This is a genomic window from Streptomyces sp. MGP-BFMKR1 (assembly GCF_057766585.1).
Window position 1 is genome coordinate 8,126,668 of record NZ_CM173408.1, and the last position, 13,267, is coordinate 8,139,934.

The 13,267-nt window shown below is 75.1% G+C and carries 14 protein-coding genes; 9 read left to right on the forward strand and 5 right to left on the reverse strand.

Translation table 11 applies throughout. The features are described from left to right. Nucleotides 1-339: 339 nt before the first annotated feature. From AC3CHW_RS32455 to AC3CHW_RS32470, 4 genes are all read left to right on the forward strand, one after another. The gene (locus AC3CHW_RS32455) at nucleotides 340-1,368 is read left to right on the forward strand and encodes an SGNH/GDSL hydrolase family protein (RefSeq protein ID WP_488468851.1); all 1,029 of its coding nucleotides are present in this window, start codon (nucleotides 340-342) and stop codon (nucleotides 1,366-1,368) included. Nucleotides 1,369-1,696: 328 nt separating this feature from the next. Then, nucleotides 1,697-2,875, forward strand: a complete 1,179-nt coding sequence (locus tag AC3CHW_RS32460; RefSeq protein ID WP_488468852.1) for an isoaspartyl peptidase/L-asparaginase family protein — start codon at nucleotides 1,697-1,699, stop codon at nucleotides 2,873-2,875. A gap of 452 nt (nucleotides 2,876-3,327) precedes the next feature. Further along, a complete protein-coding gene (locus tag AC3CHW_RS32465; protein ID WP_176160206.1) occupies nucleotides 3,328-4,086 on the forward strand; it encodes a GNAT family N-acetyltransferase in 759 nt (252 codons plus the stop codon). Further along, complete coding sequence (locus AC3CHW_RS32470) at nucleotides 4,083-5,138, forward strand: lysophospholipid acyltransferase family protein (RefSeq protein WP_488468853.1); 1,056 nt, start codon at nucleotides 4,083-4,085, stop codon at nucleotides 5,136-5,138. Before AC3CHW_RS32465 ends, AC3CHW_RS32470 begins: the two co-directional genes overlap by 4 nt. Nucleotides 5,139-5,241: 103 nt before the next feature. Here AC3CHW_RS32470 and AC3CHW_RS32475 read toward each other — a convergent pair whose 3' ends face one another. Further along, complete coding sequence (locus AC3CHW_RS32475) at nucleotides 5,242-5,820, reverse strand: TetR/AcrR family transcriptional regulator (RefSeq protein WP_488468854.1); 579 nt, start codon at nucleotides 5,818-5,820, stop codon at nucleotides 5,242-5,244. A 306-nt stretch (nucleotides 5,821-6,126) separates the two neighbouring features. On the opposite strand from AC3CHW_RS32475, the gene AC3CHW_RS32480 reads away from it, so the two are divergent. From AC3CHW_RS32480 to AC3CHW_RS32495, 4 genes are all read left to right on the forward strand, one after another. After that, complete coding sequence (locus AC3CHW_RS32480; RefSeq protein WP_459246686.1) at nucleotides 6,127-6,954, forward strand: alpha/beta fold hydrolase; 828 nt, start codon at nucleotides 6,127-6,129, stop codon at nucleotides 6,952-6,954. Between the two features lie 36 nt (nucleotides 6,955-6,990). Then, the gene (locus AC3CHW_RS32485) at nucleotides 6,991-7,230 is read left to right on the forward strand and encodes a DUF2277 domain-containing protein (protein WP_176160203.1); all 240 of its coding nucleotides are present in this window, start codon (nucleotides 6,991-6,993) and stop codon (nucleotides 7,228-7,230) included. Between the two features lie 111 nt (nucleotides 7,231-7,341). Next, on the forward strand, nucleotides 7,342-7,605 hold the full coding sequence (locus tag AC3CHW_RS32490) for a TetR/AcrR family transcriptional regulator (protein WP_488468855.1): 264 nt from the start codon (nucleotides 7,342-7,344) through the stop codon (nucleotides 7,603-7,605). After that, the gene (locus AC3CHW_RS32495; RefSeq protein ID WP_488468856.1) at nucleotides 7,548-7,928 is read left to right on the forward strand and encodes a hypothetical protein; all 381 of its coding nucleotides are present in this window, start codon (nucleotides 7,548-7,550) and stop codon (nucleotides 7,926-7,928) included. The genes AC3CHW_RS32490 and AC3CHW_RS32495 overlap by 58 nt, the downstream gene beginning before the upstream one ends. Before the next feature lie 76 nt (nucleotides 7,929-8,004). Here the strand turns inward: AC3CHW_RS32495 and AC3CHW_RS32500 are convergent, their stop codons facing one another. From AC3CHW_RS32500 to AC3CHW_RS32515, 4 genes are all read right to left on the reverse strand, one after another. Next, nucleotides 8,005-8,556 (reverse strand): thioesterase family protein, encoded by a 552-nt coding sequence (locus tag AC3CHW_RS32500; RefSeq protein WP_488468857.1) that lies wholly within the window; start codon nucleotides 8,554-8,556, stop codon nucleotides 8,005-8,007. After that, entirely contained in the window at nucleotides 8,553-9,518 is a 966-nt protein-coding gene (locus tag AC3CHW_RS32505) for a 3-hydroxyacyl-CoA dehydrogenase NAD-binding domain-containing protein (protein WP_488468858.1), read from the reverse strand. Before AC3CHW_RS32505 ends, AC3CHW_RS32500 begins: the two co-directional genes overlap by 4 nt. Nucleotides 9,519-9,573: 55 nt before the next feature. Further along, complete coding sequence (locus AC3CHW_RS32510; protein ID WP_488468859.1) at nucleotides 9,574-10,461, reverse strand: beta-keto acid cleavage family enzyme; 888 nt, start codon at nucleotides 10,459-10,461, stop codon at nucleotides 9,574-9,576. A gap of 155 nt (nucleotides 10,462-10,616) precedes the next feature. Beyond that, on the reverse strand, nucleotides 10,617-11,579 hold the full coding sequence (locus AC3CHW_RS32515) for a TetR/AcrR family transcriptional regulator (RefSeq protein ID WP_488468860.1): 963 nt from the start codon (nucleotides 11,577-11,579) through the stop codon (nucleotides 10,617-10,619). A 475-nt stretch (nucleotides 11,580-12,054) separates the two neighbouring features. On the opposite strand from AC3CHW_RS32515, the gene AC3CHW_RS32520 reads away from it, so the two are divergent. Beyond that, on the forward strand, nucleotides 12,055-13,179 hold the full coding sequence (locus AC3CHW_RS32520) for a Gfo/Idh/MocA family protein (RefSeq protein ID WP_488471247.1): 1,125 nt from the start codon (nucleotides 12,055-12,057) through the stop codon (nucleotides 13,177-13,179). Nucleotides 13,180-13,267: the final 88 nt, after the last annotated feature.

Here is a 13,267-nt window from a genome sequence, read left to right on the forward strand (position 1 = left end):
CTCCCTACGTCAGCTCGACACCGGCACGCCCTGTGTCGAGGCGAGCGGCATGAGACGAGGCACCAGGGCGCCGGCGCTCGCCGGCCGCCACCGGTCGATCGGCGCGCGCCCGGCCGGGCGCCGGACCGGCGCGCCGGGGCCCACCGCGCGACCGGGCCGCCTCGCTCGCCGACCCGCCCGCACGGGCCCCGGTGGCTCCGTACCGGCCACGTCAACTCGGGTGAGGTCACCATGGTTCTACGGCACGTACGGCAAGACCGCGCAGCGCACTCGGCCCGTCCCCGTCTTCGTCGCTTAGCCGGTGCTACCGGCGCCCCCGGCGCGTGGCGCTCCGGTCGCGTGGGGCTCGTCCCCCGGGGCGGGATCGGCCGGCTGCTGCCCGGGCGCGGGAGCCCGGCATCGGGCGGCGCCGAGGAGCGGCCGGGCCCTGCGCGGGGCGCCGCGCTCGCGGTCGCCGGCGCGCTGGCCGCCGCCTGCGCCCTCACCCTCGCGCCCGGCACCGCGTCGGCGGCCCCCGACGGGCCGGCCGCGGCGCCCGCCGGCGACCGCGACGCGCGCTACAGCCGCTACGTGGCGCTCGGCGACTCCTACGTCTCCGGGCCGCTCATCCCCCTCATGCGGCTTGACCCGCTCGGCTGCTTCCGGTCCACCGCCAACTATCCCGCGCTGCTCGCCCGCGACCTGCGCGTCCGCTCGTTCACGGACATGAGCTGCGGCGGCGCCGACACCACGCACATGACCCGGCCGCAGTCCGTGCCGCTGGGCGGCGTCAACCCGCCGCAACTCGACCCGCTGACCCGACAGACCGACCTGGTCACGCTCAGCATCGGCGGCAACGACTTCGGCATCTTCGGCGAACTCACCAGGACCTGCCCCGAACTGCGCCCGCAGGACCCCACCGGCAACCCGTGCCAGCGGCACTACACGGTGGACGGCGTGGACACCCTGATCGACCACGCGCGCCGGGTCTCGGAGCGGGTCTCGACCATCCTGCGGGCCGTCCACGAGCGCGCGCCGCGGGCGCACGTGGTGCTCGTCGGCTATCCGCGCATCGCGCCACCGAGCGGCGCCTGCCCCGCGATCCTGCCGTTCGCCGACGGGGACCTGCGCTGGCTCGACGCCGTCGAGCGGGCGCTGAACACCTCGATGGCGGACGCCGCCGAGCGGGACGGGGCGGCCCAGTACGTCGACACGTACGGCACCTCGCTCGGCCACGACGCCTGCGCGCCCGGTGACCAGGCGTGGATTCAGGGCAAGGACACCGACCCGCTCGCCGCCGCCTCCTACCACCCGCGCCGCGGCGCCATGGTGGGCGTCGCGGAACAGGTGCGGCGCGCGCTGGCGGACGACGCGCACGCCCGTCCCTGACGGCCGCGCGGGGTGCTGGCGCGCGGCGCGTGGCGCCGCGCGCGCTCGCTCGGTCGGTCGGGTCCCGGCGGGCCTGCGGTGCGCGCCGGGACCCGCCGCGAGCGCCGCCGGCCGTGCCGCTCGACGTACGGCGCGTCGCCGTGCCGTCCCATGCGCCGCCGCCCGACTCACCCGGGCTCACCCGCCGACGCGCGCTCTCGCGCGGGAGCTGAGGGGACAACGGGGGTGGGGATGGGCAGAGCTGAGGGGACATCCGTGGCGCGCCAGTGCGCCGGTCCCGCTCGGCGCGCTGGCCGCGGCCCACGGCCTTGCGACGAGAGGACAGGCAATGCGTTCGCGATCCCTGCGGAGGCGACTTCCCTCGCGGGTGCGGATGACGACCGTGTTCGCCGCGGCCGTCGCGCTCACCGCCTCGCTCACCAGCGCCGTGCCCAGTTCGGCGGGGACGTCCGCGCCCGCGGCCGAGCGGGTCGCCGCCCGCTCCGCCGAACGCGGCGGGCCCGGGCAGCCCGAGGCGCACGACGTCGTGCTCGCCGTCCACGGCGGCGCCGGCACCGCCCTCGACCCCGACCACACCAGCCCCGCCGAGGAGCGCGCCTACCGCGCCGGCCTCACCGACGCGCTCCGCGCCGGCCAGCGCGTCCTGCGCCGGGGCGGCGACAGCGTGGCGGCGGTCGAGGCCGCCGTGCGCGTCCTTGAGGACAACGCACTGTTCAACGCCGGCAAGGGGGCGGTGTTCACCGCGGACGCCGGGCACGAGTTGGACGCCTCCATCATGCGCGGCTCCGACCAGGCCGCGGGCGCCGTCGCCGGCGCACGCAGCGTGCGCAATCCCATCTCGGCCGCCCGCCTGGTCATGGACCGGACCCGGCACGTGCTGCTCGCCGGCGAGGGCGCCGACGACTTCGCCGCCCGAGCCGGCCTGCCCACCGTCACCCAGGACTACTACTGGACGCAGCGCCGCTGGGACCAGCTCATGGCCGCCAAGGAGAAGGAGCGGGGCGCGCGCGACGGTCGGGGCGGCGACGAGAGCGCCGGTGCGAAGGGCACCGGGGCGAAGGGCGCCGACTCGACCAAGGGCACCGTCGGCGCCGTGGCCCTGGACGGCCGGCACCACCTGGCCGCCGCGACCTCCACGGGAGGCATGACCAACAAGATGCCGGGCCGGGTCGGCGACTCGCCGCTGATCGGCGCCGGCACGTACGCGAAGGACGGTACGGTCGCGGCGAGCGCGACCGGGCACGGCGAGGTGTTCATCCGTGGCGCGGCCACCGCCACCATCGCCCACCTCATGGAATACAGCCGGCTGGGCGTGGCCCAGGCCGCGTACCAGGTACTGATCAAGCAATTGCCCCAACTCGGCGGCGACGGCGGAGTGATCGCCCTGGACGGTAAGGGCACGTTCGACGCCCCGCACAGCAGTCCCGGGATGCTCTACGGTTACCTCACCCGCGACGGGAGGATCATTACCAAGATATTCCCCAGCGAATCGCCGGCCAATGAATGATTTCCCTCGGACACGGGAAGCGGTGACATTCCCGCGACAACCGGGAGTTCGGTCGCGAACGAACCCGTGATCCGCGCGAGTTCGCTTCTCCGTCGCCTGGGAGCGCGACGATTCCGCGTTCCGCGACGCGGCCGAAGCGGCGGGTGACATGCGGGGGAATACGCCCTTTCGTGGGGCTCGGGCCACACCTCGCCGGCGGCGGGGTGTGGCCCCTGGCGTTCCGTCTTCGTCATCACTTGGCAGCATGCGAATCACCGCACGGACACTGCGACTTTCGCGTGCGTCGGAATACTGGCGAGCGCCAGAGAAATGCCTGCCCAAGGTCGTCACCCGGGCCGCCGGCGAGCGGGGCATTCTACCGACGCGCGAAAGAACGATACATAGCCGGGCAGCAAACAATTGCCGACCGAGACTGCCGACGCTGCTGAATTCCCCCTGAACGGAGACCAGGAATGCCTACGCTCTCGACGTCCACCGTAACGGCGGCCACCGACTCCTACATCACCGCCATCGCGGACACGCGGCAGCAGATCGAGGCCGCACAGCGGCTGCGGTACCAGGTCTTCGGCGAGGAGAAGGGCGCCAAGCTCGCGTCGCACGCCGCCGGGCTCGACGTCGACGAGTTCGACGCCGTGATGGACCACCTGATCGTCAGCGACAAGGCCACCGGCGAGATCGTCGGCACCTACCGGCTGCTGCCGCCCGGGCGCACCGAACGACTCTTCTCGGAGGGCGAGTTCGACCTGCGCGGACTGCCGCTGGACGTGCGCTCCTCGCTGGTCGAGGCGGGCCGCGCCTGCGTGCACCCCGACCACCGCTCCGGCGCGGTGATCAACCTGATGTGGGCCGGACTCGCCCGCTACGTGCTGCTCTCCGGACACCGCTACCTCGCGGGCTGCGCCTCCGTCTCGCTCGCCGACGGCGGCGGGGCCGCCAGCAACGCCTGGTTGCTCGGCACCGCCCGGCACACCGCGCCGCCCGAGTTGCGCGTCCAGCCGCGCGACCCGTGGACGCCCCCCGCGGCCCTGAACACCAAGCCCAGCTACGCCGACCTGCCGCCCCTGCTCCGCGGCTACCTGCGGGTCGGCGCGTGGATGTGCGGCGCCCCGCATCACGAGCGGGACTTCGACGACGCCGACTTCTTCGTCGTCTTGGACACCGAGCAGATGAACGACCGATACCGCCGCTACTTCCTCGGCGACGCCCAGTGAACGCCTGGGCCCCCAGCTCGCCCTGTGACCAGCGCTGCGTCGCCCACGCCGCGGCCCGGGTCACGGCGGCGCGCGCCACCCGCCGCTCGATGGCCTTCGCCCGCCGCGTGCTCAGCGCCCTGGCGGCGGGCGAGGCCCTGTCCGACCCGGCCGCCGTACGCGCCCACGCCCAGGCCATCCTGGCGGCCATCGGCGTCCGCGTGGAACACCTCGGCGGACCGCTGAGCGCACCGACCGCGCCGACCGGGCCGAACGCCACGGCTGGTGCGGGCGGTACGGGCGGTGTGGGGACGCTGGTCGTGGCCAACCACATCTCCTGGCTCGACGTCATCGCCCTGCTCGCGGTGGAGCCGGTGACCATGCTGGCCAAGCGCGAGGTCGGCGACTGGCCGCTGGTCGGCACCCTGACCAGGCGCGCCGGCACCCGGTTCATCGACCGCGACAGCATGCGTGGACTGCCCCGAACGGTGGACGAGATCGCCGGGTTGCTGCGCGGCGGACGCTCGGTCATGGTCTTCCCGCAGGGCGCCACCTGGTGCGCCGGGACGACCGGCGACTTCCGCCGGGCCACCTTCCAGGCGGCGATCGACGCCGGCGCCCCGGTGCGCCCGGTGACCCTGGGCTACTTCCAACACCACGCCCTGAGCACGGTGGCCGCCTTCGTCGGCGACGACGACTTCGGCAGCTCGCTACGCCGTGTCATGAGCGCCGACGGCGTCACGGCCCGCGTCCAGGTCCATCCGGCCATCCCGGCCTCGGCGGCGCGCGACCGCCGGGAGCTGGCCGCGCTCGCCCGCGAGGCCGTGCGTGACGCGGCCCCGACCACCACCAACCGGCCACGGGCCGAGGCCGACGCGACGGGCGTACGGGACGCGGCCTGCGGGCGCGGCCTGCCGGTGCTCCCCGCCACCGGGTGGGGCGTCGACATCGGCTGCGGCGCGGACGCGGTGGCCGGCGCGGAGCGCGGCTCCGTGCCCGTCGTACGTCGGCCGCGCGGGCCGCTCGCGGAGCGGGAGGCGTCCTCGGTCCGTGGCGGCCGACAGCGCCGCTGAGCCCGGGCGGGCCGGGGCCGCGCCGACGCGGCCCCGGCCCGCCGGCGTACGCCGCCCGCTGGCCGCCTCCGCCCGCTGCCGCAGTGGGCGGAGGCGGCCAGCGTCAGGGGCGGGTCCAGGCGTCGGCCAGCGCGATCAGATCCTCCAGGGCCGCCCGCACGCGTGCCTCGTCGCCGGTGGTGAGGTAGTCGATCTGGAGCCCCGCGTACGCGGCGTTCAGCAGGGTGGCGCGCCGCTCCGCGGTCTCCGCCGGAACGCCGTGCACCCGCAGCGCCTCGGCGACGAACACCGTCCGCTGGGTGAGCATCGCCGGCACCTGGGAGCCGGGCAGCCGGCCGCCCGCCGCCAGGCCCTCGATCTCGTGCAGCAGACGGATCACCGGCAGGTAGTCGTCCGTGAGGTGCCAGTCCCAGGAAGCCCGGACGACGGCGCCCAGGCTGCGCCCCTCCGCCCAGCCGGGAAAGGCGCTGAGCCGGTCGCGCTGGCGCTCGTCGAGCCGGATCAGGACGGCGTTGACGAGGTCGTCCTTGTCCCGGAAGTGGTGCGTGAGGACCCGGGTGCTGTGCCCGAGCGCCTGCGCCAGCGGGCGCATGGACAGGCCGGCGAGGCCGTGCTCGGCCAGGTACTCGATGATCGCGTCCAGCAACTCGGTGCGGCGCTGGGGGTCGCGCGGCCTGGCCATGCGATGTGCTCCTCGGGTGGCTCGGTCGGCTGGGCGGTGGCCGCGCCGGCCCACCGGCCGCCGATGGTCGGCGGCCGGTGGGCCGGGCGGGGCTCCGAGCCACCCTAGGCCGGCGCGAGGCCGGCCAGCGGCGCTGGCCTGCGCGGGGGCGGCGCGGAGATCGGGGGAGCGGGGCGAGGGGTGAGCAGTGGCGGGCGCGCGTTGCGCGTTAGGGAAACGAACGTTACGTTAATGGTCTGGCGCTCACGCCACCCACCCCACCCCTCGCCCGAAGGGCCCACGCCGGGCCCGCACCAGGAGGCCGTCATGCCCACCGAGCGGATCGCCGACGTCCGCGGTCGCGCGCTGCGCTACCTCGACCCGGGCGGCCCCGGTCGCCCCGTACTCGCGCTGCACGGCCACTTCGGCCGGGCGCGGGCGTACGCCGGGCTGATCGCCGCGCTGGCCCCGCGCTACCGGGTCATCGCCCTTGAGCAGCGCGGGCACGGCCGCAGCGCCGACCCGCGCGCCGACGCGGGCGACTTCACGCGCGAGGCGTACGTCGCCGACGCCGCGGCCTTCCTGCGCGTGCTCGACCTGGGCCGCGTGCCGGTCGTCGGGCACTCGGTGGGAGGCGTCACCGCCTTCCAACTCGCCGCTCGTGAACCGGGGTTGGTCGGCGCGCTCGTCGTGGAGGAGGGCGGCGCGGACAACCGGCGGCCCCGTGTCCCGCACCCCGTGCTCGACGTGCGCGCGTGGCCGCGCCGCGCGCCCACGCTGGCCGCCCTCGGCGAGCGGGTGCGCGAACGGGGCATCCCGGACGCCGGCTACTTCCTGGAGAGCGCCGTGGAGTATCCGGACGGCTGGGGCTTCCTCTTCGACCTCGACGCCATGATGGCCTCGCAGCGGGCGGCGGTCGGCGACTGGTGGCCGGACTGGCTCGGCTCCGCGTGCCCGGCCCTGCTCATCCACGGGGGCCGGAGCTTCGTGCTGCCGACCGACCTGGCCCGAGAGATGGCCGACCGGCGCCCGGGCGCCACGCTGCACACCTTCCCCGACTGCGGGCACTGGGTGCACGACGACGACCCGGCCGGCTTCGCCAGCGTCGTCGGCGGCTTCCTCGACGCGCTGCCCGAGGCGGCGTGGGCCGGCTGAACGGGCGTTGTCACACCCCCGGCCTACGCTGGAAGCATGTGCCGAAGCATCAAGACACTCCGCCCCCCGGTCATGCCCGAGGTGAGCGAAGAAGACATCCAGGCAGCCGCCCTGCAGTACGTCCGCAAGGTGTCCGGCTTCCGGGCGCCGGCCGCGCACAACCGGGTCGCGTTCGACGAGGCCGTCGCCGCGGTGACGGACGCGACCAGGCAGTTGCTCGGCAGCCTGGAGGTGCGGGGCGCCGGCGCCCGCCGCGCGGACGCCACGCCCGGCTGAGCGCGCCGCGCCCGCCGCGCGCGGGGCGGACCGTGCCGCGTGCCGGCACAGTGGGTCACGCGTCGCTCGCCCACCGTGCCGTCGTGCTGGCGGGTTCCCTATGGTGGGGGAATGCCGCCGGATTCCACGGCCACGAAGGCCCGCCTGCTCGCCGCCGCCCGTGCCGAGTTCGCCCGGCACGGGGTCGCGGGTGCGCGGGTGGATCGGATCGCGGCGGCGGCGAAGGCCAACAAGCGCCTGCTCTACGTGTACTTCGGCAACACGTGCGAGCTGTTCGACCTCGTGGTCGCCGAGGCGTCGGGCAACTGGCCGACGCGGTGCCCTTCACCGCCGACGACCTGCCCGGCTACGCCGGCGCGCTCTTCGACCACCTGACGGCGCACCCGGCGCTGCCGCGGCTCATCGCCTGGGCGCTGCTGGAACGACCCGGGCCCACGGCGGCCCGGATCGCCGACTGCCACCCCGCGACCGAGGCCGTCGCCGACGCCCAGGCGCGCGGAGTGGTGACGGCCGCGCTGGACCCGGCGGACGTGCTGGCGCTGACCGTCGGCCTGGCCGGGGCGTGGTCGCACACGGCCGCGCCGCTGGATCGGCGCGACCCTGACGGCGCGCGGCGCGCCCCGGCGCGCGCGGACCCGCGCAGGGCCCAGCGGCGCGCCGCGCTGACCCGGGCGATGGACGCGGCCACCGCGCCCTGACGGCCATGGGCATCGCGGTCACGGACGCCGCCGGCGCGCCCCGTCCGACGCGATCACGCCCCCGAGCACCAGCCCCTCAGCGGTCCGACGCCACTGCCGCGCCGCCGGCCACCGGCCGGATGCCCCGCCCCGCCCACGGTGGAGACGCTTCGACGCGGGCCGCCAGTTCGTGCCGGGCGCGGTCGGGCAGGGGAGTGGAGCGCCCCGTGTGCTGGTCGACGTGGAGCGCGAAGAGTTCCTCCGTCGCCACGAGTTCTCCCTCCGGAGCCGTCCCCGCCGACCCGGGGGCGGTGAGCCCGGCCTCGGGGGAGCTGCCGGTCGGGGCGGCGTACATCTCGTGGACGAAGCGCACCTTTCCGGCATCGACCCCCAACGGCCGGGTCCGCACGGTGAGTTCGCTGCCCGCGCTCACCTCGCGCAGGTACCGCACGTGCGCCTCGACCGTGTACAGCGAACACCCGGTGCGCTGCCGGTAGGCCGCGTCCAACCCGATCCCGTCCATGAGCGCGTCCGTCGCGTGCCCGAAGACCAGCACGTAGTACGCCTCGCTGAGGTGCCCGTTGTAGTCGATCCACTCGGCGCGGACCGGCTCGCGGTGCGGTGGGAGCGGGCCCGGCGCCCCGCTCACGCCTGCTCCCCGGCGCGCCGGGGCAGCCGGCCGGTGGCCCGTAGCACGTTGATGACGCCCTGGTCGCGCTCGGCCACCAGGTCGGCGTGGCCGCGCTCGCCAGCGGCGTCGGCACAGCCGTCCACCATCGCCGACCGCAGCGCGTCATCCAGCTCAGGCGCGGCCAGCCGCGTCCACGGCGCCTTCAGCGACGGACCGAAGTGGTCGAGCATGTGCGCCATGCCGCCCTCGCCGCCCGCGAGGGCGAAGGTGAGGCAGGGGCCCATGAACGCCCAGCGCAGCCCCGGGCCCTCGGTGATGGACGCGTCGATGTCGGCGACCGTCGCCTCGCCCGCGGCCACCATGTGCAGGGCCTCGCGCCACAGGGCCTCCTGGAGCCGGTTGGCGATGAAGCCGGGCAGCTCGCGCTCCATGGTGATGACGGACTTGCCCGCCGCCGTGTAGAACGCGGACGCCCAGTCCACGGCCCAGCGCTCGGTGGCCTCGCCGCCGACGACCTCCACCAGCGGGATCAGGTACGGCGGGTTGAAGGGATGCCCGACCACGAGGCGCCCCGGGCGCGCCGCCGTGGTCTGCATGTCGGTCATCGGGTAGCCGGAGGTGGAGGAGGCGATGACCACGTCGGGGGCGGTGGCCGCGTCCAGCTCGGCCAGCAGGTCCCGCTTCAGCTCCAGCTTCTCCGGCGCGCTCTCCTGGACGAACTGCGCCTCGGCCACGGCCTCTTCGAGCGTGTCGGTCACGGTCAGCCGGTCCGGCGACGCGCCGTCGGCCAGTCCGAGCTGTTCCACGGCGGGCCAGGCCGCGGTGATGAGCCGGCGCAGCCGGGCCTCGGCGTCCGGCGCGGGGTCCCAGGCGGTGACGTCGTAGCCACGGGCCAGGAAGTGGGCCGCCCAGCCGCCGCCGATGACTCCCGCGCCGACGCAGGCGACGCGGCGGACGTTCTCGGGTGCGATGGGGGACATGACGGGCTCCTCACGGACGGGGACGGTGGTGGGGGAGGGGGCGTGCCGGTCGCGGCTAGACACGGGGGGCGAGGCCGAGACGGGCGCGGGCCTGGTCGGGCGTGGCCACGCGGGCGCCGAGCAGTTCGGTGATGCTGACCGCCCGCTCCACGAGCTGACCGTTGGTGGCCTTGACCCCCTTACTCAGGTACAGGTTGTCCTCAAGCCCGACCCGTACGTTGCCGCCGAGCAGGATGGCCTGCGCCACCCACGGCATCTGCATCCGACCCAGCGCGAAGCTGGCCCACTGGGCGCCGGCGGGCAGCATGTTGACCATCGAGGCCAGCACGCCCACGTCGGCGGGGGCGCCCCACGGGATGCCCATGCACAGTTGGAAGACCGTCGGGTCGTCGAGCAGGCCCTCCGCGTGCAACTGCTTGGCGAACCACAGCTGCCCGGTGTCGAAGATCTCCAACTCCGGTCGTACACCCAGCTCCTGGATGCGCCTGGCGCCGGCGCGCAGCATGTCGGGCGTGGAGACGTAGAGGTTGCTGCCGTCGCCGAAGTTGAGCGAACCGCAGTCGAGCGTGCAGATGTCCGGGAGCAGTTGCTCCACGTGCGGCAGCCGGTCCAGGCCGCTGACCAGGTCGGTGCCCGGCAACTGGCGCAACGGCTGCTCCGGGTCGATCACCAGGTCGCCGCCCATCCCCGCGGTGAGGTTGATGATGACGTCGGTGCCGGTCTCCTTGATCCGCTCGACCACCTCGGCGTAGAGCCGCGGGTCGCGCGAGGGCGCGCCGCTCTGCGGGTCGCGTACGTGGACGTGGACCACGGCCGCACCGGCCTCCGCCGCCTCGACCGCCGACGCGGCGATCTGCCGCGGGGTGACCGGCACGTGCGGGCTACGGCCCACGGTGTCGCCCGCGCCGGTGAGCGCGCAGGTGATGATGACCTCTTCGTTCACGGAGTGTTGTCCCTTCGTGAGTGGGGGCGGCGGCCCCGGATACGGGTGGGGTGCGTGCGTGTGAGGTTCGCGCGCGGGCGGTGTGCGGTCGCGCGGGGCGTACGTCGGGTGCCGTGGCGTACGGGCGTACGCGAGGGTGTGTCGGGTGTCGCGGTTCAGGTGGCGGTCAGTTCGTCGTCGACGAACGCGGTCAGCACCGCGTGCATGGCGTCGGGCGTGGTGCCCTCCGGCGCGCTCGCCAGGACCTGGGTGGCGAGCCCGTCGATGAGGGCGGCCAGCCGCAGGGCGGCGGCGTCCGGGTCCAGGTCCGGGCGGAAGACGCCCTGGGCACGGCCGCGCCGCAGGACGTCGGCGAGGGTGGCCCGCCACTGGCGGTAGAAGTCGGCGTGCAGGCGGCCGATCTCGGTCGAGCGCGCCGCCTCCGCCCACAGGTCCAGCCACACCAGCCACTGTCTGCGCTGCTGCGCCGTGCGCGGCGTCTGGAGCGCGATCAACCGCAGCAACTCCGTGCGCGCGTCGGCGCTTTCGGACGATTCGGCGGCCCGCCGCGCGATGTCCTCGTCCATGCACCACCGCACGGCGGCCTCGAGCAGTTCGTCCCGCCCGGGGTAGTGGTAGTGGATGGCGGCCGTGCTGGTGCCGCAGGCCGCGGCGATGTCGCTGACCCGTACGGTGTGGAAGCCGTGCTCGGCGATCAGCCGCACCGTCTCCCGGACGATCTGCGACGGACGGCCCTCGGGCGGCACGGTCGCGCGCGCCGTGCGCGCGGCGGGACGCTCGACGGACGCCCCGCGTGCGGGCGCCTGCCCCGGGCCGCCGAGCAACCAGCCCGGGTCGACGCCGCCCGCGTCGGCGATCCGGACCACCTCGGCGATGGTGAACCGACGCGTGCCGCCCAGCGAGCGGGACAGCTTGGACGGGTCCATGACGATCCGGCGGGCGAACTCCCTGCGGCTGCACCCGAGCCCGTCGATCACCTCGGCGACGCGCGCCCGCACGGTATGGCCGTCGGTCGCGCTCACCGCCTCGGTCGACGCGCCGGCCGTGGTGGCCCTGGTGGCTGGGTCGGTCGCGGTGTCCACGGTGTGGTCGCCGCGCTGTGCTGGGGGTTCCTCCATGGCCGACGACCGTAGCAGCGTGTTGAGATCATCACAACGCCGCGACGTAAGAGGGTGGGTCAACTGCCAGGTGAATGGCTGGTTCGCGGGCTTGCTGGAAACTGATGAGTGAGTCAGGTGATGAGGCGGGCGCGAAGAGAGGGGTGCCCCGGCGGCCTGCCGGGGTGTGCGTCGCGGCCCCTCGTCGCGGTGGGTGGGCTACCGTGCAGGGGAAAGCGCTTGCTGCCGCAGGTGGCGGGGGCGGGAGGCGCCTGCCGTGGCGCGGCCGTCTGCCCCGTGCCCGCCGCCCGCGGCGCAGCCGGAAGGAGGACGGATGACCGCTGCCCACCCCCAGCCCGAAACCCACCCTCGGCCCGCGACCCAACCCCAGCCCGCACCCCAACCCCAGGCCGCCACCCAGTCCGCGCCCCGTCCCGCACCCCGATCCCAGCCCGGGTCCGACGCCGCCGGCCGGCGCCGCACGGTGCGGATCGCGATGAACGGGGTGACCGGGCGCATGGGTTACCGCCAACACCTCGTCCGCTCCCTCCTCGCCCTCCGCGAACAGGGCGGCCTGGAACTGGGGGACGGCACCGTGCTCTGGCCGGAACCGATCCTCGTCGGCCGCTCCGAACAGGCCCTGCGGGCGCTGGCCGAGCGGCACGGCCTCGACCGGTGGTCCACGCGCCTTGACGACGTGCTCGCCGACCCGAGCGTGGACATCTACTTCGACGCGCAGCTCACCTCGGCCCGCGCCGACGCCCTGCGGCGGGCCATCGCCGCCGGGAAGCACGTCTACTGCGAGAAGCCCACGGCGGCCGACCTCGACGACGCCCTCGACGTCGCCCGGCTCGCCACCGCCGCCGGCGTCAAGCACGGCGTGGTGCAGGACAAGCTGTTCCTGCCCGGGCTGCGCAAGCTGCGCCGACTGCTGGACGGCGGGTTCTTCGGCCGCGTCCTGTCGGTGCGCGGGGAGTTCGGCTACTGGGTCTTCGAGGGCGACTGGCAGGCGGCGCAGCGCCCCTCGTGGAACTACCGCACCGCGGACGGCGGTGGCATCGTGCGCGACATGTTCCCGCACTGGGAGTACGTGCTGCGCGAACTGTTCGGCCCCGTACGCACCGTGCAGGCGCAGGTCGCCACGCACCTGCCGCACCGCGTGGACGAGCACGGCCGGCCGTACGAGGCCACGGCGGACGACGCGGCGTACGGCGTCTTCCAGCTCGACGGGGGCATCGTCGCGCAGATCAACTCCTCCTGGGCGGTGCGCGTGGACCGCCCGGAGCTGGTGGAGTTCCAGGTCGACGGGGTCGAGGGCTCGGCCGTCGCCGGGCTGCGCGGCTGCCGGGTGCAACACCGGTCCGTCACCCCGCGACCCGTGTGGAACCCGGACGTCCCGGTCGCCGCGCCGTTCCGCGAGCAGTGGCAGGAGGTGCCGGACAACGAGGTGTTCGACAACGGGTTCAAGGTGCAGTGGGAGCTGTTCCTGCGACACGTGGTGCTGGACGAGCCCTGGCGGTGGGACCTCCTGTCGGGCGCGCGCGGGGTGCAACTCGCCGAACTCGGGCTGCGCTCATCGGCCGAGGGGCGCCGGCTGACCGTCCCGGAGCTGGAGCTGTGACCCCCCGCCGCTCCGGCCCGGCCCACCCGCCGCCGGCCCGCCACGCCGCGCCCCACCGGCCAACCCCGCCCCACCGGCCAAGTCCGCC

Excerpts from the sequence above, each read along its gene's own strand:
- AC3CHW_RS32460 (WP_488468852.1), top strand. The coding sequence starts at position 1,697 with ATGCGTTCGCGATCCCTGCGGAGGCGACTTCCCTCGCGGGTGCGGATG.
- AC3CHW_RS32465 (WP_176160206.1), top strand. The coding sequence starts at position 3,328 with ATGCCTACGCTCTCGACGTCCACCGTAACGGCGGCCACCGACTCCTAC.
- AC3CHW_RS32475 (WP_488468854.1), bottom strand. The coding sequence starts at position 5,820 with ATGGCCAGGCCGCGCGACCCCCAGCGCCGCACCGAGTTGCTGGACGCG.
- AC3CHW_RS32480 (WP_459246686.1), top strand. The coding sequence starts at position 6,127 with ATGCCCACCGAGCGGATCGCCGACGTCCGCGGTCGCGCGCTGCGCTAC.
- AC3CHW_RS32485 (WP_176160203.1), top strand. The coding sequence starts at position 6,991 with ATGTGCCGAAGCATCAAGACACTCCGCCCCCCGGTCATGCCCGAGGTG.
- AC3CHW_RS32490 (WP_488468855.1), top strand. The coding sequence starts at position 7,342 with ATGCCGCCGGATTCCACGGCCACGAAGGCCCGCCTGCTCGCCGCCGCC.
- AC3CHW_RS32505 (WP_488468858.1), bottom strand. The coding sequence starts at position 9,518 with ATGTCCCCCATCGCACCCGAGAACGTCCGCCGCGTCGCCTGCGTCGGC.
- AC3CHW_RS32515 (WP_488468860.1), bottom strand. The coding sequence starts at position 11,579 with ATGGAGGAACCCCCAGCACAGCGCGGCGACCACACCGTGGACACCGCG.
- AC3CHW_RS32520 (WP_488471247.1), top strand. The coding sequence starts at position 12,055 with ATGAACGGGGTGACCGGGCGCATGGGTTACCGCCAACACCTCGTCCGC.